Annotated in this window: 21 protein-coding genes; 14 read left to right on the top strand and 7 right to left on the bottom strand. The window is 70.9% G+C overall.

Annotated features, from left to right (window positions below; all coding sequences use genetic code 11):
• Window position 1: 1 nt before the first annotated feature.
• From KUV85_RS03970 to KUV85_RS03980, 3 genes are all read right to left on the bottom strand, one after another.
• A complete protein-coding gene (locus tag KUV85_RS03970; RefSeq protein ID WP_219961924.1) occupies window positions 2-5416 on the bottom strand; it encodes a PKD domain-containing protein in 5415 nt (1804 codons plus the stop codon).
• Between the two features lie 247 nt (window positions 5417-5663).
• The gene (locus KUV85_RS03975) at window positions 5664-6545 is read right to left on the bottom strand and encodes a MaoC family dehydratase (RefSeq protein ID WP_219961925.1); all 882 of its coding nucleotides are present in this window, start codon (window positions 6543-6545) and stop codon (window positions 5664-5666) included.
• 1 nt (window position 6546) lies between these two features.
• Window positions 6547-7893 (bottom strand): 3-oxoacyl-ACP reductase, encoded by a 1347-nt coding sequence (locus KUV85_RS03980; RefSeq protein ID WP_219961926.1) that lies wholly within the window; start codon window positions 7891-7893, stop codon window positions 6547-6549.
• 194 nt (window positions 7894-8087) lie between these two features.
• On the opposite strand from KUV85_RS03980, the gene KUV85_RS03985 reads away from it, so the two are divergent.
• The 3 genes from KUV85_RS03985 (at window position 8088) to KUV85_RS03995 (ending at window position 11845) form a co-directional block, all read left to right on the top strand.
• The gene (locus KUV85_RS03985; RefSeq protein ID WP_219961927.1) at window positions 8088-9368 is read left to right on the top strand and encodes an acetyl-CoA C-acetyltransferase; all 1281 of its coding nucleotides are present in this window, start codon (window positions 8088-8090) and stop codon (window positions 9366-9368) included.
• A gap of 115 nt (window positions 9369-9483) precedes the next feature.
• Entirely contained in the window at window positions 9484-10185 is a 702-nt protein-coding gene (locus tag KUV85_RS03990; protein WP_219961928.1) for a TetR/AcrR family transcriptional regulator, read from the top strand.
• 307 nt (window positions 10186-10492) lie between these two features.
• Window positions 10493-11845 (top strand): HNH endonuclease signature motif containing protein, encoded by a 1353-nt coding sequence (locus KUV85_RS03995; RefSeq protein WP_219961929.1) that lies wholly within the window; start codon window positions 10493-10495, stop codon window positions 11843-11845.
• Window positions 11846-11897: 52 nt separating this feature from the next.
• Here the strand turns inward: KUV85_RS03995 and KUV85_RS04000 are convergent, their stop codons facing one another.
• From KUV85_RS04000 to KUV85_RS04015, 4 genes are read right to left on the bottom strand one after another with little or no spacing between them, the layout of a single operon-like run.
• Complete coding sequence (locus KUV85_RS04000) at window positions 11898-12152, bottom strand: hypothetical protein (RefSeq protein ID WP_219961930.1); 255 nt, start codon at window positions 12150-12152, stop codon at window positions 11898-11900.
• 37 nt (window positions 12153-12189) lie between these two features.
• Window positions 12190-12669, bottom strand: a complete 480-nt coding sequence (locus KUV85_RS04005; RefSeq protein WP_219961931.1) for an SMI1/KNR4 family protein — start codon at window positions 12667-12669, stop codon at window positions 12190-12192.
• A gap of 16 nt (window positions 12670-12685) precedes the next feature.
• Window positions 12686-14209: an ATP-dependent DNA ligase gene (locus tag KUV85_RS04010; RefSeq protein ID WP_219961932.1), complete on the bottom strand. Its 1524-nt coding sequence runs from the start codon at window positions 14207-14209 to the stop codon at window positions 12686-12688.
• 10 nt (window positions 14210-14219) lie between these two features.
• Window positions 14220-14819 (bottom strand): TetR/AcrR family transcriptional regulator, encoded by a 600-nt coding sequence (locus tag KUV85_RS04015; protein ID WP_219961933.1) that lies wholly within the window; start codon window positions 14817-14819, stop codon window positions 14220-14222.
• Window positions 14820-14908: 89 nt separating this feature from the next.
• Between KUV85_RS04015 and KUV85_RS04020 the strand changes: the two genes are divergently transcribed.
• The 11 genes from KUV85_RS04020 (at window position 14909) to KUV85_RS04070 (ending at window position 25863) form a co-directional block, all read left to right on the top strand.
• Window positions 14909-15862, top strand: a complete 954-nt coding sequence (locus KUV85_RS04020) for a DNA-3-methyladenine glycosylase family protein (RefSeq protein WP_219961934.1) — start codon at window positions 14909-14911, stop codon at window positions 15860-15862.
• Window positions 15863-15946: 84 nt separating this feature from the next.
• Entirely contained in the window at window positions 15947-16774 is an 828-nt protein-coding gene (locus KUV85_RS04025; RefSeq protein ID WP_219961935.1) for an MlaE family ABC transporter permease, read from the top strand.
• Window positions 16774-17637, top strand: a complete 864-nt coding sequence (locus KUV85_RS04030; protein ID WP_219961936.1) for an MlaE family ABC transporter permease — start codon at window positions 16774-16776, stop codon at window positions 17635-17637. Before KUV85_RS04025 ends, KUV85_RS04030 begins: the two co-directional genes overlap by 1 nt.
• Before the next feature lie 6 nt (window positions 17638-17643).
• On the top strand, window positions 17644-18693 hold the full coding sequence (locus KUV85_RS04035; RefSeq protein WP_219961937.1) for an MCE family protein: 1050 nt from the start codon (window positions 17644-17646) through the stop codon (window positions 18691-18693).
• The gene (locus KUV85_RS04040) at window positions 18690-19700 is read left to right on the top strand and encodes an MCE family protein (protein WP_219961938.1); all 1011 of its coding nucleotides are present in this window, start codon (window positions 18690-18692) and stop codon (window positions 19698-19700) included. Before KUV85_RS04035 ends, KUV85_RS04040 begins: the two co-directional genes overlap by 4 nt.
• Window positions 19697-20686: an MCE family protein gene (locus KUV85_RS04045; RefSeq protein ID WP_219961939.1), complete on the top strand. Its 990-nt coding sequence runs from the start codon at window positions 19697-19699 to the stop codon at window positions 20684-20686. The genes KUV85_RS04040 and KUV85_RS04045 overlap by 4 nt, the downstream gene beginning before the upstream one ends.
• On the top strand, window positions 20683-21723 hold the full coding sequence (locus KUV85_RS04050) for an MCE family protein (protein ID WP_219961940.1): 1041 nt from the start codon (window positions 20683-20685) through the stop codon (window positions 21721-21723). Before KUV85_RS04045 ends, KUV85_RS04050 begins: the two co-directional genes overlap by 4 nt.
• On the top strand, window positions 21720-22889 hold the full coding sequence (locus tag KUV85_RS04055) for an MCE family protein (protein WP_219961941.1): 1170 nt from the start codon (window positions 21720-21722) through the stop codon (window positions 22887-22889). The genes KUV85_RS04050 and KUV85_RS04055 overlap by 4 nt, the downstream gene beginning before the upstream one ends.
• Before the next feature lies 1 nt (window position 22890).
• The gene (locus tag KUV85_RS04060) at window positions 22891-23988 is read left to right on the top strand and encodes an MCE family protein (RefSeq protein WP_219961942.1); all 1098 of its coding nucleotides are present in this window, start codon (window positions 22891-22893) and stop codon (window positions 23986-23988) included.
• Window positions 23985-24572, top strand: coding sequence for a hypothetical protein (locus KUV85_RS04065; protein ID WP_219961943.1), 588 nt, complete (start codon window positions 23985-23987; stop codon window positions 24570-24572). Before KUV85_RS04060 ends, KUV85_RS04065 begins: the two co-directional genes overlap by 4 nt.
• A gap of 34 nt (window positions 24573-24606) precedes the next feature.
• On the top strand, window positions 24607-25863 hold the full coding sequence (locus KUV85_RS04070) for a phospholipase D-like domain-containing protein (RefSeq protein WP_219961944.1): 1257 nt from the start codon (window positions 24607-24609) through the stop codon (window positions 25861-25863).
• Window positions 25864-25868 lie beyond the last annotated feature (5 nt).

The raw sequence follows: 25868 nt of genomic DNA on the forward strand, positions 1-25868 counted from the left end.
GTCACTCCGCGGTGACCGTCACCTCCCGGGTGACCGTGGTGGCGGTGCCCCACCCGTCGGTGACGGTCAGGCTCACCGTGTAGAAGCCGGCCTCGGGGAAGGTGTGGGACGGTGAGCTGGACGTGCTGCCGGGCGTGCCGTCGCCCCAGTCCCAGGACCGGCTGATCGCGTCACCGGTGTCGGGGTCGGCCGATCCCACCGAGGAGAAGTTGCATGACAGCGCCGCGCACGACGGCGGGTGGATGACCGCGGTCGGTGCCCGGTTGCCGGGCGGCTCGGTGATGGTGACCACCTGTTCCGCGGTGGCCGTGGCGCCCCACTCGTCGCGAGCAGTGAGCACGATGGTGAACTCGCCCGGCCCGGTGTAGGTGTGGCTGCGGACCGGCCCGTCGTCGCCCCGACCATCGCCGAAGTCCCAGTCGTAGGCCAGCGTCGGGGTGTTCTCGTCGGTGGAACCACGAGCGTCCACGGCACAGACGTTCTCGGTGCAGTCCACCGTGAAGCTGGCGACGGGCGGGTCGTTCGGCGGGTGGGTCACCGTGACGTTGCGCTCGTGGACCTCGCTCACGAACCCGTGGTGGTCGATCGCGCGCACCCGGACGACGTACGCCCCCGGCGGGATGACGGGCGTGGTGTAGGAGAAGTTCGAGCCGGGGGTCCCCGGGCTGGTCAGGAAGGCGCCGCGCCAGCTCTCCCGACTGCCGAACGACCCCGTCGAGCCCATGAACTCGCCAGCCTCGTTGACCACGGCGACCTCGACCTCGGCCATCGACCGGTCGTCCTCGGCCCGGCCGCTGACGAAGACCTTGCCGTCGACGAACTCGCTGTCCTCGAGCGGGTTGAGCAAGTTCTCGGTCAGCGTCGGGGCCCGGTCGCCGGGGTAGATCACGTAGCGGGCGCTCGCCCCGGAGGTGGACGGGTCCTGCTGCCCCGCCGTGTCGACGGCGTACGCCGTCACCCGCCAGTCGCCCTCGGTCGGCAGGTCGACCGGCAGGCTCCACGTGGTGCTGGTCGCTCCCGGCGAGGCGAGCGTCGCCTCGAGGGTGGCGTACGCCGCGGAGAGGGTGCCGTCGGGTCGGAGGTAGCGCCGCGTGTCGCGCTCCTCGAGCTCGACACGCACCTGCTGCACGCCCTGGTCGTCGGTCGCGGAGCCGCTGAGTTCCAGGACGAGCTCCTGGCCGCCGGTGATCGTGCCGGTCACGTCGAGGAGCCCGTTGGGTGGTTCGTCACCGGGCACCTGGGCGATCACCTGGATCTGCGCCCGGTCGCTGAAGGAGGTGGACAGGCCGGTGTGGTCCGATGCGCTGACCGCGAAGTCGTAGACCCCGGGGGTCAGTGCTGTCGGGGTGGTCCAGCTCCAGTTGAGGTTGGGCTGGTCGAAGTTCGGGTCGGTGAGCTCGAAGCCGTACCAGTTGGTCGCGGTGCTCCATTGACCGTCGGTGCCGATCTGTTCGCCGGTGGTGCGGTTCCGCAGCGAGATCGCGACCCGGCTCAGTCCCTCGTCGTCGGTGGCCGTGCCGGTGAAGGTCAGTGGGCTCCCCGGCTCGACGGTGACCGGCTGGGCCGCGGTCGGGGGCACCATGACACCGGGGGCGGTGATCGACACGGTGGGCGGTTGGCCGTTCTCGGTCACGTTCCACCGGCGGTCGGAGGTGTCCAGCGACGTCTGGCCGGCGGTGTCGGTCGCCCGCACCTGGGCCCACCACTCGTCCTCGTACGGCACGGTGATCTCGTGGGACCACGTGGTCTGCGGGGCACCGACGACGTGCGGCTCGACCCGGAAGGTGTGGTAGGCGCCGGAGACGGTGCCGTCGGCCTGGAGGTAGCGGTTCTGGCTGTCGCGCAGCGTGAAGCTGACCGCGTTGACCCCGACGTCGTCACTGGCCTCTCCCTCGACGGTGAACGTCAACGCGTTGACCGTGCCGCGGGGCTCGGTGATCCGTGCGTCGGGAGGGAGGTCGGAGAGCCCGAAGGTCTCGAAGCGCTTGGTGGCCGGACTGTTGTCCCGGGGACCACCGTCGGCCACGGCCGTCGCGCGGACCTCGAGCTCGCGGTTGCCCGCGATCGTGACCGGGAGGCGCCAGGTGCGCTCGCCGGTGCCGGGGTCGAGGGTGGCCTCGAACGTGTGGGGACCCGCCTGGAAGGACATCTCCTCGTTGAGGTACCGGCTTCCCTGGGTGACCTGCACCTCGACCCGCTCGATCCCGGAGGCCGCGCTCGCGGTGCCGGTGATCTCGAACTCCTCCTCGGCGGCCTTGATGCGGCCCTCGATCGGGTCGGTGATCTCGGTGCGGGTGCCGTTCTGGGGCGGCAGGTCGTCGAAGTCGAAGAAGCCGATGCGGCCGACGTTGTAGCCACCCTTGGTGTTGCCGTCGCCGCCGATGAAGAGGCCCTGCGGCGTCGCCTCGATGTGCTTGTCGCCCTCGTAGGAGTTCGACGAGACGTACCACTCCAGCCCGTAGCCCTCCTCGGGGTCGAGGGCGGCGAGGTGGAACCGCTTCACGACGGAGTCGCCCAGCCCGTATCCGGAGAGGCCCTGGCCGGTGCCGTAGCCCTGGTCGTCCAGTCCGGGCCAGGGGACCGGGGCGGTCGCCGACTCGGCCCACTGGAAGTGGCCGCCGATGTAGAGGCCGGCCTCGGTCCACTCCACCGAGTACACCGAGTCGAAGTGCCGTGCGATCCACACGGGTTGGGCGTCGGGATCGTCGTCGAGGTCGAAGACGACCACGGTGTCGTTGATCGGCGGTCGGTCACCCCCGGACCCGCTGGTGACCACGATCCGGGAGTCGTCCGGCGACACGTCGCCGCCGTAGATGCGCTGGATGCCTCCGACGAACTGCAGGTTGTCCTCCCACAGCTTGGTGCGCCACGGGGTCAGCTTGTTCGTGCGGGTGTTGATGATGCCGATGCCGTAGCGGTCCTTGCCGTTGATCTGGCGGCCGGTGTGGACCACGAGGAGGCGTCCCTCGTCGTGGGTCAGCATGAGGCGCTGGACGGCGAGGCCGCCGTTGGTGCCGATGCCGCCGGTGATGTCGTTGACGAAGTCCGAGCGCACCTCGCCGGTCTCGGCGTCCAGCGCGGCCAGGCCGCCCCGGGGCACGTTGTCCAGGGTCGTGAAGCGACCGCCGGCGTACACGGTGGTGTTGGTGACCGCGAGCTCGAAGACCTTGCCGTTGCCGTTGGCCTGCCAGTGCTCCAGCGGCGCGCCGGTCTCGGGGTCGATCCTCGCGATGGCCTTGCGGCTGAGGCCGTCGACGGTGCCGAAGTCGCCGCCGATGAAGAGCTTGCTGCCGTCCGGGGTGGCCTCGACCGCGTTGACGTGGCCGTTGGTGAAGGTCGGGCGGAAGTCGGTGTCGACCTCGCCGGTGTCCCACCGGTAGCGGACCAGCTCGGGCTGCTCGATGACGGGGCCGTTGCCGGGCTGCTGGATCTCGGTGAACGAGCCGGCGACGTAGACCCAGTTGCCGACGACCTCGATGTCCCAGATCTCACCGTCGGTGATCTCGGGCTGGTCGGTCCGCGGCGAGGTCGGGACGAGCTGCTCGTGTCCCGGCGGCGTGTTGGGGGCCGCCGAGGTCGCCGAGCCCTCGGCGGAGTCCTCGAGGTCACCGTCGCTGACGGTCAGTCGCACGGTGTGCTCGCCGGGAGCGGCGTAGGTGTGCTCGGGGTGGGGGGCGGTGCTGGTGTTGCCGTCGCCGAAGTCCCAGGCGTAGGTCAGGTCGTCACCGTCGACGTCGAAGGTGTCGGTGGTGTCGAACTCGCACGTCAGGCCCGCGCAGCCGGTCGCGAACGCCGCCACCGGTGCTCGATTGGTGCGCGTGGCGTCCTTGCCGGGGCGCACGGCCACGGAGAACAGCATCGACTGCGAGGCGACGGTGCTGGTGGTTGCCGTGCCGCCGGGGGCCGGTCCGGCCGGCTGGCCGGCGTCGGAGTCGCCGAGCACGGCACTGACCTTGCCGGGGCCCGTCGCCGCGTGCTGGGCCCGCTCGGTGACCCCCTCGGGGACGGTCCAGACGGTGTCCTCGGTGGAGGACTTCTCACTCCACAGGTGCACCAGCCACGACCCGGACTGCTCGACCTCGGTGTCGGGGACGGTGTGCTCGGTGCCGGCGCCGTTGTCGACCCCGTCGACGGCCGAGGCGGACACCTCGGACTCGCCGGTGCTGCGGTAGGCGGCGATGCTCATCGTGGACTTGGCGTAGTCGGTGCCGGGCACCGTCACGGTGCGGCCGCCGTCGGAGGGGATGGCACTGCGCGTCCAGGCGCGGCCCAGGATGCCGTTGCCGTCGCGGGACTGCAGCAGCTCCCATCCGGGCAGCTCGTCGCCGATCCCGGTCTCCGTCGAGTTCGCGACCAGGAACAGCACCAGCCGGTCGCCGGCCCGGACCGCGTCGGGGATGCGCACCGAGTGCGCGGTGCGGTTGTCGCCGCTCGCCCTGGCCGCGACGAAGGCGATCTCACCGGACGCGTCGGGGTCCCACGGGTCGGTGTCGTGGGTGGCGGTGTGCGTGTGCTCGCCGTCGCTGACGGTGAGCCGCACGGTGCGGGGACCGCCCTTGGCGTAGGTGTGCTCGGGGCGGGCATCGGTGCTGGTGTCGCCGTCGCCGAAGTCCCAGGCGTAGGTGAGGTCGTCGTCCTCGGGGTCGGAGGAGGCCGCGGCGTCGAAGGTGCAGGTCAGCAGCTCACACCTCGGTGTGAAGGCGGCCGTCGGTGCGGTGTTGCGCTGCCCCGGGCCGATGACGACGGTGAAGAGCGCCGACCGTGCCGCACGCGTGGTGCGCGCCGTACGCCGTGGGGTCGTGCCGGTCGCGATGGTGCCGCCGGAGTCGGCCCAGGCGGCGCTGACGCGGCCCTTGCCGGGCGCGGAGGCGATGCGGCGGCGGTCGACGGCGCCGGGCAGCCGCCAGCCGACGGCCTTCTTGGACCGCCCGGACCAGATGGACACCGCCCAGGAGTCCTCCCGCGCCACGCGGGCACGGGGGGAGTGGTGCTTCTTGCGCCACTTGTTCGACCCGCCACTGGCGACGGCGCGGACCCGCGGGTCGGGCGCGGAGCTGCGGTAGGCGCCGACGGTCAGTACCGACTTCGCGCGGGCGCCGGTCCGGACCCGCACGCGCGACCCGGCGTCGGCGCGGGTCGCGACGCGCGTCCAGACCCGCGCGCGGACGCCCTTGCCGTTGCGGGTGCGGAGGACCTGCCACCCCGGCACCGTGCGGATCGCAGTGCGCTTGTTGAGCACCAGGTGGAGCAGCAGTACGTCGCCGGCGTGGACCCGTCCGGGCACGTTCACCTTGTGGTTGGCCCGGTTGCCCTTGGTGGCCGCCGAGCCGACGAAGGAGACGTCGCCGGGCACGGCCCGTGCCGTCGGCGTCAGGGGCGGCGCCGCCAGGACGCCCAGCACGAGTGGCAGGACCACCCCCAGCCAGCACAGCATTCGCCTGCTGCGAGATCCAACCGTCCCGGAACCGCTTGCCATCGTCGCCATCGCTGCCCCCTTCGATGGCTCAGATCGTCCGCCCGGTGGGGATCGCGGTTCATGACCCAATTTGGTCAGGTTTGTCGCGGTGTCGAGTCGGCGCCAACTCGGCTCCCGAACGCGCCGACTCGGCGCCAACTCGGGAGTTGGCGCCGACTCGATGCGGCTGCGCGGGCGGGGCGCGCGGCTACAGGGACGTCGTACGCCCCAGCAGGTGGGGTGCCCCCGAGGAGGGCTTCACCAGGGTGAAGTCCCAGCCGTCGGCGCCCTGCTCGGCGCCGAAGGCGACCTTGCCGGGCAGCAGGATCGGCTTCTTGAAGGCGACCTCGACCTTCACCGCCTCGGGCAGGCGGTTCTCCAGCGCCGCGATGCAGCGGGCCTTGCTCCACATGCCGTGCGCGATGTGGCGCGGGAAGCCCAGCGCCTTGGCGGTCAGCGGGTGGAGGTGGATCGGGTTGCGGTCACCGGACACCGCGCCGTAGCGGCGGCCGATGTTCTCCGGCACCGACCACGTCATCGAGGACGCCTCCACGGCGCGGAACTCGGTGCCGCGGTCGCCGTTCTCCTTGTCGCCCCCGCCCAGTCGCAGGTACGTCGAGACCGACTCCCACACCGTCTCCCCGTCGACCGTGGCGTCGACGACCATGTCGTAGGCACGGCCCTTGGTGGTGGCGCGCAGGTGCTGCGCACGCAGCGAGAGCGACACCGACTCACCGATCGCGACCGGCCGGTGCTGGGTGATGGAGTTCTCCAGGTGCACCGTGCCCATCGCCGGGAACGGGAACGCGGCGTCGGTCATCATCTCCATGTGCAGCGGGAAGGCGAGCATGTGGAGGTAGGGGACCGGGGCGACGTCCTTGGTCGGGAAGCCACACACCGCGGCGTACCGGTCGACGGCGGCACGCTCCACTGCCACGTCCTCGCGCCGCAGCACGAGGTCGGGCAGGTCGCTGGCGGTCTTCTTGACGCCGGGCAGCTGGTTGAGCACCGGGACGGTCGGCAGCGCGGCCTTCGCCAGACCGAGTACGCCGCCACCGCCGCCCTCGATGACGCGGACGTTGTCGCTCATCTCAGGCCCCCAGCATCATCTGGCCGCACACGCGGACGACGTTGCCGTTGACCGCGGAGGAGGCCGGGTTGGCATACCAGGCGATGGTCTCGGCGACGTCGACCGGGAGCCCGCCCTGCGACATGGCGTTGAGGCGCTGCCCGACCTCGCGGGTCGCGAACGGCACGGCGGCCGTCATCTGGGTGACGATGAAGCCCGGCGCGACGGCGTTGATGGTGATGCCGTCCTTGAGCTCGCCGGCGAAGGCGTCGACCATGCCGATGACGCCGGCCTTGGAAGCGGCGTAGTTGGTCTGCCCGACGTTGCCCGCGATGCCGGCGATCGAGGCGACGCCGACGATGGAGCCGCCGGCGTTGACGACCGACTGGTCCAGCAGCTCGCGGGTGATGAGCTCGGGCGCGGTGAGGTTGACGTCGATCACCGAGGCGAAGCGGTCGCCCTTGTCGCCTGCCGCCATGTTGGCGAGCTTGCGGTCGCGGGTGATGCCGGCGTTGTGCACGACCGTGTCGACGCCACCGTGCTTCTCCTTCAGGTGGTGCGCGATGCGCTGCGGCGCGTCCTGGGCGGTGATGTCGAGGGTGAGCCAGTCGCCGTCGAGCTCGTCCATGAGCGCCTTGAGGTCGTGGGCGGCCTGGGGCACGTCGACGCCGACGACGGTCGCGCCGTCGCGGTGGAGCACACGGGCGATGGCCTCGCCGATGCCGCGGCTGGCGCCGGTCACGAGGGCGACCTTGCCCTCCAGTGGCTTGGTGTGGTCGGCGACCTCGGCGACCTTGGTCTTGCCGGTGGCACCGATGCGGACGACCTGGCCGGAGACGTAGGCCGACTTGGGGGAGAGGAGGAAGCCGAGCGTGCTCGTGACGCCGGCCTCCATGCCCTCGGCGACGTAGACCAGCTGGACGGTGCTGCCCTTGCCGATCTCCTTGCCCAGGCTGCGGGTGAAGCCCTCCAGGGCGCGCTGTGCGATGCGCTCGCTGCCGCTGGTCTGCTCGGGCGGCGTCCCGAGGACGACGATGCGGGCGCAGGGCTCAAGGCTGCGCAGGACCGGGGTGAAGAAGTCGCGGAGCGCGACGAGGTCGGCCGAGCTGGTCAGGCCGGTGGCGTCGAAGACGATGCCCTTGAACTGCTCGCCGTCTCCGGCGCTGCTGGTCGCGGCGATGTCGAGGGTGCCGAGCAGTCCCTGGAGGGACTCGGCCAGACGGCCGGTGCCGCCGACGAGGACGCTGCCCTCGACGAGGGGCGCGCCCTCGGTGTAGCGGTCGAGCTTGGTCGGGGCCGGGAGCCCGAGGTTCTTGACCAGCAGCTTGCCGACCGGGGACGAGGCGAACTCGCGGTACTTGTCACTCATGGATGGATGCCTCCGCTGAGGTGGGGCGCTTGCGGCGGGGCCGCGGCGCGGTCTTCGAGGTTTGTCCACGTGGTCCAGGTCCCCCTGGCACGCTCGTGAGACATGTAACTAGATGTGTAACTCGGTGTCCACATTTCGTGATCTGGCCTACAAAGGGTTCTCTCCCGCGCCGGTCGTGGGCGAGGATGTCAGGCATGGCAGACAACGTACGTCGGGCCGCTGTACTCGGCGGTAACCGCATCCCCTTCGCTCGATCCAACGGTGCCTACGCCACCGCCTCGAACCAGGACATGCTCACCGCTGCGCTCGACGGGCTGGTGAAGCGCCACGGCCTGACCGGTGAACGCGTCGGCGAGGTCGCCGGCGGTGCGGTGCTCAAGCACGCCCGCGACTTCAACCTCGTGCGCGAGTCGGTGCTGGGCAGCGGCCTGGCGCCCGAGACCGCGGCGGTCGACCTCCAGCAGGCGTGCGGCACCGGTCTGCAGGCGATCAACTACATCGCCAACAAGATCAAGCTCGGCCAGCTCGACTCCGGCATCGGCGGCGGCGTGGACACGACCTCCGACGCCCCCATCGCGATCTCGGAGAAGCTGCGCAAGAAGCTGATCGCGCTCAACAACGCGCGCACCAACAAGGACCGCCTCGCCGTGCTCGCCTCGCTGCGCCCCGGCGACATCGGCATCGCGATCCCGTCCAACGGCGAGCCCCGTACCAAGCTGTCCATGGGCGAGCACCAGGCGCTGACCGCCCTGGAGTGGCAGATCACCCGCGAGGCCCAGGACGCGCTCGCGGTGGCCTCGCACCAGAACATGGCCGCGTCGTACGACGAGGGCTGGCAGGACGACCTGATCACGCCGTTCCGCGGGCTCGAGCGCGACAACAACCTGCGCGGCGACTCCTCGGTGGAGAAGCTCGCCAAGCTCAAGCCGGTCTTCGGCAAGGGCGAGGCCGCGACGATGACCGCGGCGAACTCCACCCCGCTCACCGACGGCGCCTCCGCGGTGCTGCTCGGCAGCGAGGAGTGGGCCGAGGAGCACGGCTTGAAGCCGCTGGCCTACTTCGTCGACTCCGAGGTCGCGGCGGTGGACTTCGTCAACGGCAAGGAGGGCCTGCTGATGGCGCCGGCGTACGCCGTGCCGCGGATGCTCGCCCGCAACGGCCTGTCGCTGGGCGACTTCGACTTCTACGAGATCCACGAGGCGTTCGCCTCGCAGGTTCTCTCGACGCTCGCCGCGTGGGAGAGCCCGGTGTTCTGCAAGGAGCGCCTGGGTCTCGACGGTCCGCTGGGCTCGATCGACCGCGAGAAGCTCAACGTCAAGGGCTCCTCGCTCGCGGCCGGTCACCCGTTCGCTGCGACCGGTGGCCGGATTGTGGCCAACACCGCCAAGCTGCTCGACGCCAACGGTGGTGGCCGTGCGCTGATCTCGGTCTGCGCGGCCGGTGGCCAGGGCGTCGTGGCGATCCTGGAGAAGTAGGTCGCACACCTGCTGACCGCGGGCCCGTCCGGAGTGATCCGGGCGGGCCCGCGGCGTTCGTCGGGTGGGTCACAAGTGCTGTAACTCCGAGTTGCACGTCCCGTACACTGCGAGCATGGCGAGTGCGACGGAATCGAGCCCGGTCGACGGGCGGCGCAAGGCCGCGGCCGCCCGGCGCCGCGAGCGCAAGGCGCAGATCGTCGCGGCGACACGGGAGATCTTCGACGAGCGCGGGGTGCGCGACGTCCAGATCGAGCACATCGCCAAGGCCGTCGGCATCAACCGCGCGATCGTCTACCGCCACTTCTCCGGCAAGGAGGAGCTCTTCGCCGAGACTCTGGTGGGCTATCTCGGCGAGCTGCACGACGCCATGCAGGCCGCAGCGGACTCCACCGACGCGCCGCGTGAGCAGCTGGCCGCGATCGTCGGCGCGTTCGTGGACTACGGGTGTGCCCACCCGGCGTTCGTGGACTGCGCCCAGCAGCTGATGCTGCGCCCCGGCGACGAACTGCTCGACGAGATCGCCGAGGGTGCGCTCTACCGCTTGGGCGTGGGCATCACCTCGTGCCTCACGATCCTCTCCGACGTGCTGTCGCGCGGCGCCGAGGCGGGCGCCTTCGAGATCAACGACGACGCCAGCGTGCTCGCCAACATGCTCTACGCCAGCGGCCTCGGGGCCCTCCAGCTCGCCCGGCTCGGGATCCTCGTCACCGAGAAGGCCCCCGGCGTGCCGGTGGTCGACCAGGTCTCGTCGGCACAGGTCCGTGACCACCTCGTCCGCTCCGCCCTGGCGCTGGTCCTGCCCCAACCCGCCTGAACCCTCGCCGAGCCCGCCGGTGGGCTTCCTTGGTGGTCGAGCCGGCGCCGTGAGGGACGCGGCCAACCTTGCTGGTCGAGCCGACGCCGTGAGGAACCCCGCCCCTTGCTGGTCGAGCCGACGCCACGAAGGACGCGGCCGCGTGCGGGTGGCCTCTCGGCACGGAGGCTGGTCTTGCTGGTCGAGCCGGCGCCGTGAGGGACGAGCGGCGTCGTGTCGAGGCCCCCTCGGACCGCTCCTCGCTAGTTGTCCACAGGGGCTTGGTTCATGCGGTCGCGATGTCGGTGCTCGGTGATCTACTGAACCCATGTCCACGCAGCCGCAACCGCACCGTTCCACCGCGGAGCTGTTGGGCTCGGTGCGGGCCGAGGTGGCGCTACGGCGGGATTCCGAGGTCCGCGAGGCCCGCGACATCGTGGCCTGGGCCGGACTCAACACCGTCCAGGAGTCGGCGGATGCGGCGACGATCAGTGATGGGTACGTCGACAGCGGCGTGCCGATCGCCGGTGACGGTGCACCGCTCGTCAGCGAGTTCGCGTTGATGGAGCTGTGCGCCGTCCTCGGACGGTCCACGATCGCGGGGCGGGACCATGTGGGGAAGGTCCTCGAGACCGCCTACCGGCTGCCCTCGATCTGGCAGGCCGTGCTCGCGGGACGCGTGCCGGTGTGGCGCGCGCTCAGGATCGCCGACAGCACCCGACTGCTCCCGGCAGACGCTGCCGCCCACGTGGACCGGCATCTCGCGCGGTTCGCGGCGACCTGCACCTTCGCCCAGGTCGATCGGCTGGTCGAGGAGGCACTGGCCCGGTTCGACCCCACCGCCGCCGAGCAGCGGCGGCGTGAGGCCGCCGACGGGCGCCGGTTCGACGTCCACACCCACGACGCCAGGATTGAGGGCACGGTCGGGGTCGAGGGGATCCTCGACACCGCCGACGCGCTCGACCTGGACGCCGCGATCAGCGACCGCGCCCGAGAACTCGCCGACCTGGGCTGTGATGCCTCACGCGGCGTACGCCGCTCCATGGCCGCCGGCGACCTCGCTCGGGGCGATCAGTCCCTGGGTCTCGACACGCGATCGCTCGTCCCTCACGAGCGCGGCTCGACCACCAAGAACCGGACCACCACCACGACGAGCCGCCGCACGGTCGACCTGCACGTCCACCTCACCGACACCGCCCTCACCACTGACGGCGAGACCATCGGACGGTTGGGCAACACCCGCAGTCCCGTCACCGCCGGGCAGGTCCGCGACTGGTGCGGCACGCCGGGCGCCACCGTCATCGTCCGGCCCGTGATCGACCTGACGGGCCACGAGCCTGTTGAGGCCTACGAGATCCCCGACCGCCACCGACGCCAGGTCCACCTCCGTGATCCCCACTGCGCCTTCCCGCACTGCCAACGCCGCGCCACGCGTTGCGATCTCGACCACGCCACACCCCACGCCGCGGGTGGCTCCACGTGTCCCTGCAACCTGGTCCCGCTCTGTCGAAGTCATCATCGAGCGAAGACCCACTCGACGTGGGGCTACACCGTCCTCGACCCCGGCCAGTACCTCTGGACCAGCCCCCACGGCCACCAGTACCTCGTCGACCACCACGGCACCCGCACCCTCGAGCACGGTCTCGACAGGCTCGACCACCGGCAGACCCACCGACGATGACCCCGCCACCACACCCCGCCCACGCGCGGGGCCATCGGCACGCCCGCAGCTCTCAGCGGGCGGCGTGGGTCCGCACGGTCTCGATGGTGTCGGCCTCGGCGGCGGTCTTGTCCTCGCGATAGCGGAGCACGCGGGCGAAGCGGAGGGCGAGGCCTCCGGGGTAGCGGGTGGAGCGCTGGAGTCCGTCGAAGGCGATCTCGACGACCTGCTCGGGACGCACCGGGACGACCCAGTCGGCCGCGGGGTCGTCGACGGTCGCGAGCTCGGTGAAGCGTTCGGTCTGCCAGGCGAGGATCTCGTCGGTCATGCCCTTGAAAGTCTTCCGGGGACCGCAGTTACGGAAACTAGTCCTCCTTGGCAAGGCCGTCGATGAATGTCGCGAAGTCAGGTGCGAGTGGGGTGATCCGATAGCCGACCTCTTGGTCGACGTGCACAACACGTGGCTCGCCCTCGCTTCTGTAGTCGAGCGCGATCATGTCGTGTCCCGCAGACGGGCAGTCTGCGAAGTAGACCCCGATGTCTGGATACCCCCATTCACTAATCCAGAAGGTGCTCCCGAGTCCACCGCAAAGGCTGAAGGGTGCCGTGTGTCCGATAGCGGCGATCGAAGTGACGCCAACGTGATCCTCGGCCCACGTCGTCGGTGTGTCTGTCCGATGGGCGTCTCGTGCCAAGTGGCCGCCATTGTGCTGTCGCGCAAGAGCGACGTACGCCTCAGGCAACCGGACGCCAAGTTCGGTCTCGATGGACTGGATGAGGCTCGCGGCTGGCGTCGACTCAAAGGCCATCTGGCCGCTACGGAACGTTCCGTTTGCTCCCTGCACGCGAGGAACCTACCCGTCAGTGCCCGCGAGTCGGTCCGTCGGCGTGATCGCGCACGGCCTCGATGGTGTCGGCCTCGGCGGCGCTCTTGTCGTCGCGGTAGCGGAGCACGCGGGCGAAGCGGAGGGCGAGGCCTCCGGGGTAGCGGGTGGAGCGCTGGAGTCCGTCGAAGGCGATCTCGACGACCTGCTCGGGACGCACCGGGACGACCCAGTCGGCCGCGGGGTCGTCGACGGTCGCGAGCTCGGTGAAGCGTTCGGTCTGCCAGGCCAAGATCTCGTCGGTCATGCCCTTGAAAGTCTTGCCGAGCATGACGAAGCCACCGTCGGGATCGCGGGCGCCGAGGTGGATGTTCGACAGCCACCCGCGTCGGCGGCCGGATCCCCACTCGACGGCGAGCACGACCAGGTCGAGGGTGTGGACCGGCTTCACCTTGACCCAGGCGGCGCCGCGGCGGCCGGCGTCGTACGTCGCTCCGGCCGCCTTGACCACCACGCCCTCCTGCCCGGAGGCGAGCACGTCGTCGGCGAAGGCCTGCGCGTCGGCGGGATCCTCGCCACGCCAGCGGGTCACCCGCCACGGCTCGGGCACGAGGTCGTCGAGCTCGGCCCACCGCTCGTGGGCCGGCAGGTCGAGCAGGTCGCGGCCGTCGCGGTGCAGCAGGTCGAAGAAGTACGGCGTCACCGCACCGCCACTGCCGCTCGCTGTCCGCGACGCGGTCTCCTGGAAGGGCCGGGGCCCCCCGTCGTCGGCCAGCCACATCGCCTCGCCGTCGAGCACGAGCCGGTCCGCGGGCAGTGAGCGGACGATCTCGACCACCTCGGGCAGCCGCTCGGTGATGTCGTCGAGGCTGCGCGTCGCGATGCGCACGTCCTGACCGTCGCGGTGCACCTGGATCCGGATCCCGTCGAGTTTCGCGTCCACCGCGGCGTCGGCGCCCACCTTCTCCAGTGCCGCCGCGAGGTCGGGCGCGGACGAGGCGAGCATCGGCTGGATTGGGCGTCCCACGGTCAGTCCGATCCCGGCCAGCGCCTCCTCGCCCTCGAACGCCGCCTCGACGACGTACGCCGTCCCACCGGCCAGCATCGCCGCCCGCCGCACCTGCTTCACGGGCAGGTCGGCGGCAGCCGCGACGGCCTCGGTCAGCATCGCCTCGAGCGCGCCCTGGCGGACCTCGCCGGTGATGATGCCGCGCAGCCACGCCTGTTCGTCCTCGGTGGCGCGTCCGAAGAGCTCCTCGGTGCGGGTACGCCGCATCCCGGCCGAGCCGGGGCCGGAGAGCCCGGCGACCTTCTCGAGCGTCGCGTCCACCTCGGCGACCGTCAGCGTCGCCTCGTCCGCGGGGGAGGGCAGGTCGCCCAGCGAGCGCCAGCCGACGCCGGTGCGCCGCTGCCGCAGCGAACCGCCCAGGTAGCGCGCGACGAGCGGACGCTCCCCGGCGGGCGCCTCGGCGAGCACGGCGGCCAGCAACCGCACCTTCTCCTTGCGCGACCGGGTCGCGGAGACGGCGCGTGAGGTGGCGACGACCTCCTGCAGCAGCATCGGAGCCGTCTCAGTCGTGGGTCGCCTCGAGGACGGCCGCCGTGACGGCACCGCGCACGACCTTCTCGTAGACCTCGTCGAGCTGGTCGTCCAGCCCGCCGAAGTAGCCGGCCACCTCCAGGGAGACGAAGCCGTGCAGCGCCGCGAAGATCGCCATCGCGGTCGGCATCAGGCTCTCCTCGGGCAGCCCGGCCGAGCGCACCATCACCGAGAGCGCCTCGATCGGCCCCGCGGCGGCCTCGAAGAACGCGTCGCGATCGATCGCGGGCCGGGTGATCGCGGCGTAGCGCTGCGGCTTGTCGCGGGCGAAGGTGCGCAGCTCGTGGCTGAGCACCCGCAGCCCGTCCGCGCCCGAGTGGCCCATCGCGGCCCTGCTGACACGCTCGCCGAGCAGGCCCATCGCGCGGATCTGGATCAGTGCCCGCAGGTCCTCGAGGTTCGCGACGTGGTTGTAGAGGGAGGAGACGCGCGCGTCGAGCTCGGCGGCCAGGGAGGTCATCGTGAGCGCGTCGTAGCCGTCGCGGTCGACCAGCTCCTCGGCCGTGCGCAGCACCATCTCCTGGTCCAGGCGCGGCCGACGGGTGGAGGACGTGCTGGACACTGCGGTCACGCGGGGCTCCCGATGCGAAGACGTTTCACGAACTGGTGACACAGTCTAGTCGCGCGCCGCCTCTCAGGCGGTGACCCTAGGCTCGACCCGTGCGTCGAGATCACCTGGAGCGGCTGTGGGTGCCGGACTGGCCGTGCCCCGTCCGGTCGATCCTGGGCCAGCAACGACGCGGCGGCGGCGATCCCACGATGCGGCTCGGCGTCGGAGGTCGCCACTGGCGCGCCGCGCGTACGCCGGCCGGCCCGGTGACGCTCGCCGTCTCCGACCTCCGTCGCGACGGTTCGGTCGCGGCCGAGGCATGGGGGCCGGGTGCGGCGTGGGCGCTGGACCAACTGCCCGAGCTGTTGGGCGCCCACGACGACTGGAGCGACTTCGAGCCGCGCCACGACGTGCTCGCCCGTGCCCGCCGGCACCACGCCCACCTGCGGTTGGGACGCACCGGACTGCCGCTGGAGTCGTTGGTGCCGAGCATCATCGAGCAGAAGGTGACCGGTCAGGAGGCCTTCGCCGGCTTCCGCTCCCTGGTGCGACGCCACGGGGAGGCAGCGCCCGGGCCCGGGTCGGAGGTCGGCGTCGCGCTGCAGCCGGCGCCGGAGACGATCCGGGGCATCCCGTCCTGGGCGTGGCTGGCGATGCACATCGACCCGGCCCGTTCGCGCGCGGTGGTGCAGGCGGCGAGCCGCGCGTCCGCGGTGGACCGCTTGGCCCGACGTCCCCTGTCCGAGGTCGAGGACGCCCTGCGTTCGCTCCCGGGCGTCGGCGTCTGGACGGCCGCCGAGGTCCGCCAGTGCGCGTTCGGCGACCCCGACGCGGTCTCGTACGGCGACTACCACGTCGCCAAGGACGTGGGCTGGGCCCTGACCGGGCGCGCGTTCGACGACACCGAGCTCGCGGACTACCTGGAGCCCTGGCGTCCCCATCGCGGACGGGTGCCGTTCCTGGTCGGTGCCGCTGGTCTCCACCGCCCGCGCCGCGGGCCGCGCATGGCACCGCGGACGCACCTGCCCGCGCGCTCCCACGGGTTGGGCCGACCGCGGGCGTAACCACCCCGACGTGATAAGTGTTACACCGAGCAACGGGCACTTGGTGCCTTGGGCAGGGAGCTTGGAGCGACGAAGGGTGGGCGGATGGCCACGGTGCTCGCCTCGGGGAGGTCCGTCGTCGACGACCTCGCGGGCCGCCTCCGGGAGGGAATCCGCACCAGCGGCAGCCTGGTGATCCTCGCTGCAGAGGCCAGCTACTTCGCCGCCACCGACATCGTGGCCCGGCGGTTCTCCTGGTCGGAGTTCCTGCTGCAGGCCTGGTTCATGACGCGGGTCTCGCTGCTGCCCACGATCCTGGTCGCCATCCCCTTCGGCGTCATCACCTCGGTCCAGATCGGCGGCGTCGCGAACCAGATCGGAGCGATCTCCTTCAGCGGCGCCGTCAACGGCATCGGCGTGCTCCGCCAGGGCGCCCCGCTGGTCACGTCGCTGATGATCGCCGGTGCCGTCGGGTCCGCGATCTGCTCCGACCTCGGTGCGCGGACGGTGCGCGAGGAGGTCGACGCGATGAAAGTGATGGGCATCAATCCGGTGCAACGCCTGGTGGCGCCGCGCGTGGTGGCGGCCCTGCTCGTCGCACTGCTGCTCACGGTGGTCGTCGCAATGGCCGCGATGACGACGGCGTTCGTGATGAACGTCGGCACCGGCAACGTCTCGGCCGGCACCTACCTGGAGTCCTTCGTCAGCTTCAGCCAGCCCACCGACCTGATCCTGGCCGAGCTCAAGGCGTTGATCTTCGGCTTCATCGCCACCGTCGTCGCCGCCCACAAGGGGCTGACGGCCCGCGGCGGGCCCAAGGGCGTCGCCGACGGCGTCAACCAGGCCGTCGTGCTCAGCGTGATCCTGCTCGCGGTGGTCAACGTCGCCCTCACGCAGGTCTACGTGATGCTCGTGCCCTCGGGGGTGGCCTGATGGCGACCGTGCAGCCACGCACCCGCGGTGTGGGGAGCCTGCTCCTCGCCCGCGTCACGGATCCGCTGATGGGCTCGCTGGCGCTGCTGGGCCACTTCGCCAGCTTCGCGGGCAAGGCGCTGCGCGAGGTGCCGACGACGGTCGTGCTCTACCCCCGTGAGGTGCTCCGCCAGCTCAAGGACATCGCCTGGGGCTCCGGCGCGCTGTTGGTGGGTGGCGGCACCGTCGGGGTCATGGTGCTGCTGTCCGTGGCGGCCGGCACCTCGCTGGGCATCGAGGGCTTCAACGGCCTCGAGATCGTGGGCCTTGCCCCACTGAGCGGGTTCATCTCGGCCAGTGCCAACACCCGCGAGCTCGCCCCGCTCATCGCCGCGCTGGCGCTCGGCGCCCAGGTCGGCTGCCGCTTCACCGCACAGATCGGCTCGATGAAAATCCACGAGGAGATCGACGCCATGGAGGTGATGGCGATCAGCTCCATGCGCTACGTCGTCACCACCCGGGTCGTCGCCTGCATGGTGGCGATCCTGCCGCTCTACCTCGTGGGACTGCTCGGCAGCTACGTCGCCTCCCAGTGGTCGGTGGTCTTCCTCTTCGGCCAGTCGCCGGGGCAGTACGACCACTACTTCTCCACCTTCATCCAGGGCCGCGACATCTTCTTCTCGGTCATCAAGATCCTCGTCTTCGCGCTGGTGATCGCGCTCCTGCACTGCTGGTACGGCATGAAGGTCGGCGGTGGCCCCCAAGCAGTGGGTGAGGCGACCGGCGCCGGCATCCGCGCCAGCATCGTGGTCGTCGTCGTGCTCGACATGGTCCTGACGCTGCTCTTCTGGGGCGGCGATCCCGGCTTCAGGTTGTCGGGGTGAGCTGCGATGGCACGTGAGGTCTCCCAGGCGACGCTCGCTCGCCGCGGCCTGCTGGTGATCGTCGCGGTCGCGGTGCTGGCGGCGTTCGTCCAGTTGCGCAGCAACGGCACGTTCGGTACGTCACCGCACGTGGTCGCGCACGTCGCCGACGCCGGTGGGGCGCTCCAGGCAGGCTCGGACGTCAAGGTCGACGGGGTCATCGTCGGTCGCGTCCATGCCATCGAGTCCGCCGACGAGGGCGGGGTCGACATCGACATCGAGATGGGTGAGGACCACCTCGACCGGGTCCCGGGCAACGTGGTGGCCCGGGTGCTCCCGGCCACCGTGTTCGGCACGACCTTCGTCGACCTGGTCGTCCACGGTGAGCCGGCCGGTCGCCTCGAGGCCGGCGCCAGCATCGCGCCCGACCAGACCCAGGGCACGTTGGAGCTGCAACAGGCACTCGACGACATCGACCGCCTCGTCGAGGCCCTCGGACCCGCCGAGCTCGCCTCCGCGATCGGTTCCGCCGCGCAGGCACTGGACGGTCGCGGCGCGCAGCTGCGGGCCACCCTCGCCAGCGCCAACGACTACCTGGAACGGCTCAACCCCCGGATGCCGCAGGTCCGCGCGGACCTGGAGAAGCTCGCCGCCAACGCCGAGCTCGCCGACGAGATCGCTCCCGACCTGCTCGACGCCGCCGAGGACACGCTGACCTTCCTCGACGTGCTGGTCAGCCAGGAGGCGCAGCTGACGACCCTGCTGACCGGGGCCCGCAGCCTGACGGTGACCGGTCGGAAGTTCGTCGCGGCCAACCAGGACGACCTCGTCCGCTTCATCAACGACTCGGCCGTCCTCGTCGATGCGCTCTACGACAACCGCAAGGCCGGCATCACCGGCGCCATCACCGAGAACATCCGGCTGGGGCAGACCCTGCCCACGGTCATCGAGAAGGGCTACGTGCGCACCGAGGGACCGCTGCGGCTCAACTTCGCCGGTGACCTGGACTACTACGACGCCGGGGACCGGCCCTCCTACCGCGAGGCGACGTTCGCGGGCATGGGAGGTGGCTCGTGACCGGTCTGTGGTCCGTGGCGCTGAAGTTCACCGCCTTCGCCGTGGTCGCCGGCCTGCTGCTGGTGCTGCTGGTCAACACGATGGCCAATCCGGTCGGGGGAGACAGCAGGGAGTTCACCGCCGAGTTCGCCGACGTCAACGGCCTGCGTGCCGGCGACGACGTGAAGGCCGCCGGCGTCCGCGTCGGCCGCGTCACCGCGATCGAGGCCGACGCCGAGTTCGCCACCGTCACCCTCGAGGTCCGCGACGAGCAGCCCGTCTACGACAACACCACCCTGACGATGCGCTACCAGAACCTCGTCGGGCAGCGGTACGTCGCGATGGTGCAGACCCAGGACCCGGGTGCCGAGCTCGAGCCCGATGCCGGGATCCCGGCCGACCGGACCGACCCCGGGTTCGACCTGACCGAGCTGCTCAACGGGTTCCGGCCCCTGTTCGAGGTGCTCCAGCCCGAGGACGTCAACACGCTCGCGGGATCGCTGGTCAAGGTGCTCCAAGGGGAGGGCGGCACCGTCGAGCAGCTGCTCGCGCAGACCGCGGACCTCACCGACTTCGTCGCCGACCGCGACGAGGTGATCGGGGAGGTGCTGACCAACCTCACCCCGGTCCTGGAGAACCTCGCTGGCCAGGGCGACGAGATCACCACCACCGCCGTGGAGCTCCGCAAGCTGATGCGTGGCCTGGCGCGCGACCGCGAGTCGATCGGTGACTCCATCGACGGGATCTCCCAGCTCGTCGGGTCGACCAGTGACCTGCTCACCGAGACCCGGGAGCCGCTGACCGGCACCTCGCGAGAGCTCAAGGAGGTCGCCGGCATGCTCCGCGACGCGGAGGGCGACCTCGAGCAGGCCATCCCCGCCTTCGCCGCGATCTTCCGCGGCCTGGGCAAGGCGACGTCGTACGAGAACGCGCTGAACATCTACGTCTGCACCCTCACGCTCGACATCGGTGTCCCGCTCAACTTCGCCCCCGACGGCAGCGGCAACTCGGAGGTGTGCCGATCGTGACCAAGCCCCTCAACGAGCTCGATCCGTTCCGCACCGGCCTGGTGGCCATCGCCATCGGCCTCGCCCTGGCGCTGGGCATCGTGGGACTGAGCGTGGCGAACTTCGGCACCGAGAGCTACACCACCGAGCTCGAGCACACCGCCGGTCTCCGGGTGGGCGAGGACGTCCAGGTCCACGGCGTCCCCAACGGCGAGGTCACCGCGATCGAGCTCCGGGAGGACCGCGTGCGGGTCACCTTCGCGTTGAGTTCCGACATCGACCTCGGATCCCGGACGACCGCCACGGTGAAGGTCGCCACGCTGCTGGGCACCCACTACCTGGAGGTGAAGCCGGAGGGCGGGGGAGAGCTGGTCGACGCCCACATCCCGCTGGAGCGCACCCAGGTGCCCTTCAACCTCCAGGACGTCCTCGAGACCGGCACGGGTGCGCTGGAGGACCTCGACGCGGACCTCCTGGCCGAGGCGCTCACCGAGGTGGCCGACACCCTCGGCGCCAGCTCGGAGGAGATCGGCCCCGCCCTGGAGGGCGTCGCCCGGCTCTCCGACGTGGTGAGCCGACGGTCGGACCAGGTCGGCGACCTGATGACCGCGGCCCGCTCGGTCACCGACCAGCTGGCCGACTCCCACGAGGACGTGGTCGGCCTCATGCGCCAGACCAACCTGGTCGTCTCCGAGGTGACGGCGCGCCGCGAGGCCATCAACCGGCTGCTGACCGAGACCACCGAGCTGGCCACCGCGCTGGAGGCCATCGTCGACTCCACCCGGGGCGAGCTCCGACCGGCCCTCCGCGACCTCAACCACGCCATCGACTTCCTCAACGGCCAACGACGGCAGCTCCAGGAGGTCCTCGACGTGATGGGGCCCGCCATGCGCTACGTCGCCAACGCCACCGGCAACGGTCCCTGGGTGGACCTGTACAGCGAGGACGGTGCGCTGCTGGCCGACGACGTCCGCTGCAACCTGCGCCAGGTCTCGGGGTGCCGATGATGACCAGACTCTCCTCCACCCTCCGCTCGTGGCGACGCCCGGTTGCCGCGCTGCTGCTCGGCGCCCTCCTGGCGACCAGCGGCTGCAGCATCCTCGGAGGCGAGGACTCCATGGAGATCCACGCCTACCTCGAGGACTCCGCCGGCCTCTTCGAGGGCAACGACGTCGGCATCCTCGGCGTCACCGTGGGCAGCATCACCGACATCGAGCCCGCCGGGGAGCAGGTGCGGGTCACGATGGAGGTCGAGGGCGGACACGACATCCCCGAGGACGCGGGTGCCGTGGTCGTCGCCCGCTCGGTGGCGACCGACCGCTACCTCGAGCTCACACCGGTGCACCGCGACGGACCGACGATGGCCGACGGCGCCGAGATCCCGCTCGAACGCACCCGCACCCCCGTCGACTTCGACGACGCGCTGGCCGCGCTGAACGACTTCGCCACCGGCATCGGCGGCAACAAGCAGACCACCCGGGCGGTCCAGCGCTTCATCGACGTCGGCACCAAGGCACTCCGTGGCAAGGGTGCGCTGCTCAACGACTCCGTCGAGTCCCTCGCCCGTGGCGTCAACGGGATCCACAGCCAGCGGGACGGCGTGGCGGCCTCGCTCCGGTCGCTGGACACCCTGCTCGCAGCCGTGGCGGAGGACGAGGACGTGGCCCGCGAGTTCGTCCAGCAGGTCACCCGCGCCAGCGACCTGCTCGCCGACGAGCGTGACAACTTCAAGCGGGCCCTCCGGGCGCTGAACCGGGCCGTGACCGTCGTCGCCGAGTTCGCCGTCGCCAACCGTGACTCGATCGTGCGCACCCTGGACGGCTCCACCGAGCTGATGGAGACGGTGATCGAGAAGGAGGAGGAACTGACCGAGGTGCTCCGGGTCATGCCGCTGGGCCTGCAGAACCTGCAGCGCGCCGAGGAGGACGGGCGCGTCGACGTGGTCCTCCACCCGGCGAAGATCTTCCCCGGCGGCGACCTCCTCGAGCAACTGTGTGACATGCTGCCCGACCCCGTGTGCGGACTGATCGGATCAGGCTCATGAGCCGCGCGCGTCCCCAGCGGCCGTCCGTACGCCGCGCCGCCCTCCCGCTCCTGGCTGCCGCGCTGCTGGCGGTCACCGGGTGCGGCACCACGATGCGGGACGTTCCCGTCCCGGGCACCGGCGTCTCGGGCGAGACCATCGAGATCGTCGCGGAGTTCGACGACGCCCTGAACCTCGCCGACGGGGCGCCGGTCAAGGTCAACGGGGTCGACAGCGGCAAGGTCACCGAGATCTCGGTCGAGGACTTCACCGCCGAGGTGACGTTGACCGTGCGGACGGCGGCGCAGCTGCGTCAGGGTGCGAGTGCCCGACTGCGCTACACCACGCCGCTGGGCGAGATGTTCGTCGACGTCACCAACCCGGCCGACGGCGCGCTGCTCCGGGAGGAGGCCGTCCTGGGCGTGGCGGACACCGACACCGCGCCCACCGTCGAGAACGCCCTGTCCTCGGCCTCGCTGCTGATCAACGGCGGTGGACTGGAGCAGCTGCGCACGGTCACCGACGAGCTCAACACCGTGCTCGTCGGCAACGAGCAGGACATCAAGGACCTGCTGCGCAACGCCAACGCGTTCCTCGCCGAGGCCAACCGGACGACGGGAAGCATCGACCGGGTGCTCAGCTCCCTGAACTCGGTGTCGCGGACCCTCGCCGACCGGCAGGACGTGCTCAACCGGGTGATCACCGACATCCGTCCGGCTGCTCGGGTGCTCCGCCGCGCCACCCCCGACTTCACCGCCCTGCTCGCGGAGGTGGAGCGCTTCTCCGACGTGGCCAACCAGACGGTGCAGGTGACGCGTGAGCGGTTGCTCTCCCTGCTCTCGGAGGTCCAGCCCGTGCTCGCCGAGCTGGCCTCCAACCGCAACCGGATGAACCAACAGTTGCAGCAGCTCACCCGTGCCGGAGGGTTGGTCGAGGAGCTGGTCTCCGGCGACTACGTCCCGATCGGCATGGACCTCGACCTCGCCGGCCTCCAGCTCCGCGGCGGTGTCGGCGGCGTGGTGGGCGGCCTGCTGGAGGTGCTCGGCCTCGAACAGCTCGCCGACGACCTGGGCATCCTGGACCAGCTCGACATCCTCGACGGTGGCCTGAACCTGCTCGGCCGCCCGAGCGACGCCGGTGCGGGAGGAGGCGGGCTGCTCGGCCCGACCGGAAGTGGGAGGAGATGACGTGATCTGGGTGAGGAAGGTCCTGGCGGACCGGCTGTGGCTCAGCGCCGCCGGCGTGGTGCTCGTGCTGGTCGTCGCGGTGACCTACATGTTCGCCGCGGTGCTCGATGCGCCGCTGACCGAGCGGCCCATCAACCTCGACGTGGAGCTGGCGCAGACCGGGGGCCTGTTCGAGGGCTCCGCGGTCACCTACCGCGGCATCAAGGTCGGCAAGGTGCAGCGCATCGTCCCGCGTGAGGACGGGGGTGCCCTCGCGACGCTCCGGGTGAGGGCCGGCACCGAGGTGCCGACGGATTCCGTGGCCAAGGTGCGCAGCCTCTCCCCGGTCGGGGAGCAGTACCTGGACTTCCAGCCCAACACCTCCGAGGGGCCGTTCTACGCCGACGGGGACACCGTCGCCGCCGAGTCCACCGACCTCCCCAAGAGCCTGCAGTCGACGGTCATCGCGGTCAACGACGTACTCCGCCAGATCGACGACGAGAAGCTGGGACTGCTCCTCGACGAGCTCAGCACGGGGCTGTCCGGCACCGGTGACGACCTCGGGCGCATCGTCGGGCAGGTGGAGGAGATCCTGGCCACGCTGGACGAGGTGTGGCCGGAGACCGATCGAGTGATCACCAACGCCGACACGGTCCTCGACATCGCCACCGACAACGCCGACTCGCTGCGCCGGCTGGCCACCAACGCCAAGGACTTCGCGGCCTTCCTCGCCGACTATCGCGGTGAGTTCGCGGACGTGCTCGCCAACACGCCGGCGAACCTGGCCGACCTCGAGGGGGTCGTGACCGACGCCGGCGAGGTGCTGCCCGGGTTCCTCGAGACCGGTGCCTCCTTCAGCGCGATGTTCCGACCCTGGAACACCCACTTCCGTGCGCTGCTGCAGGAGTACCCGCGCGGTCTGGCCACGCTGAGCCGGATCCTGGGGGACGGCGCCCTGAGCCTCACCCTGATCACCGCCGACACGGCGCGTTGTGACTACGGCACGACGCGCACCGCCTCGGAGCGTCCGGAGACCGGGTTCCAGCCCGGCGGGCAGTGCGCCGCGACGTTCGCACGCCTCCAGCGGGGGGCGGCCCACGCGCCGGGGGCGGACCGATGAGGGTCACCAGGGAGCAGGACACCGAACACACCGACCGCGGCGCGCGCAGCCGACCGGTCGTCGTACTCGCCGTCGCCCTCGTGGTGGCGGTCGTGGTCGCTGCGTGGGGCTGGTGGCAGCAGCACGAGGAGGCCGAGCGTGCCGAGGAGCTGCAACGCAGCATCAGTGCCGGCGTCTCGGCCGAGGACGCGGCGCGGGAGATGCTGGTGGAGATGACCAGCTACAGCCACGAGTCGCTGGAGGAGGACTTCGCCTGGCTGGAGGACTTCATCACCCCCGAGCTGGCCGAGGCGTACCAGGACGAGGTCGCCTCGATCCGCGAGTTCGCCGCTGCCGGCGAGCTCGTGCTGACCGGGTCGGTCGCCGACCTCGCGCACCGCGTGCAGGACGAGAACCAGGTCGTGGTGCTGGCCTTCGTCGACCAGGACGTCCGCTCCGAGGCGACGGGCCGGGGCAGCGCCACCGAGTTGCGGATGCGGCTGGTGCTCACCCGGGAGGACGACGACGCCGCGTGGGTGCTGGAGAACTTCGAGAACCTCAGCGGCCAGAACCAGGCCGGCGGGGCCGCTGACACCACGCCCTGAGGGGCGACCGACGACCACGCACTAGATTGGGCGCATGGCGCGGCAGCAATGGGCATCGGGGCTCTGGACGTTCCTACGGCGACTCCTGCTGACCGTCCTCGGTGTCCAGGTCGGCCTGGCGGTCGGCATGTCGCTGGTCGACTCCTACCGCCGCCGCGGCAAGCGTCCCAAGCCGTTTCCGGTGCGCGAGCCGCGCACCATGGCGGTCGGCGACGGTGAGATCACCACCTACGGCTACGGCCAGGACCTCTACGACGACATGCTGTCCGCGATCGAGCGGGCGGAGCACCAGGTCCTGTTCGAGACCTACATCTGGAAGGGCGACCGCGTCGGGGAGCGGTTCAAGCGGGCGCTGGCCGACGCCGCGGACCGCGGGGTGGAGGTCTACTGCATCTACGACGGCTTCGCCAACCTGGTCGTCCCCCCGGTCTTCAAGCGGTTCCCCAGGGCGATGAAGGTGTTGCGGTTCCCCGTGTACGGCGCGGGCTGGCGCTTCTTCGACCTGCGTCGCTACGGCCGGGACCACCGCAAGCTGCTCATCGTGGACGACCACACCGGGTTCATCGGCGGCTACAACATCGGATCGGCGTACGAGACCGAGTGGCGCGACACCCACGTACGGATCACCGGACCCGCGGTGTGGGACCTCAAGCGCGCCTTCGCCGACTTCTGGAACCTCCACCGGCGGCGCCACCTGCGCTCCTCCGAGCAGCCGCTGCTGCTGGAGACGGCCTCGGTGTGGGAGCCGAAGGTGCGGGTCCATCGCAACGTGCCGCGGCTGTGGATGTTCCCGATCCGCGCGATGTACCTCGAGGCCATCAACCGCGCCAGCACCAACATCTGGATGACCCAGGCCTACTTCCTGCCCGACCAGGACTTCGTCGACGCCCTCAAGGCCGCGGCGCTGCGCGGCGTCGACGTCCGCCTCCTGGTCCCGCGCAAGTCCAACCACATCGTCGCCGACTGGATCTCCCGGGGCTACTACGGCCAGCTGCTCGAGGCCGGCGTACGGATCCTGCGCTACCGCGACGCGATGGTCCACGCCAAGACCGCGACGGTCGACGGCACCTGGACCACCGTCGGCACCGCCAACATCGACCGGCTCAGCCTGCAGGGCAACTACGAGATCAACATCGAGGTCATCGACCGCGCCCTGGCGACCGAGATGGGCGCGATCTTCGACGTCGACCAGTCCAACTGCTGGGAGCTCACGCCCGACGAGTGGGCCTCCCGCGACGTCCACCGTCGGTTCACCGAGTGGATCCTGCACCCGCTGCGGCCCCTGCTGTGAGGACG

It is taken from the genome of Nocardioides panacisoli, from assembly GCF_019448235.1.
Classification (GTDB): Bacteria; Actinomycetota; Actinomycetes; order Propionibacteriales; family Nocardioidaceae; genus Nocardioides; species Nocardioides panacisoli_A.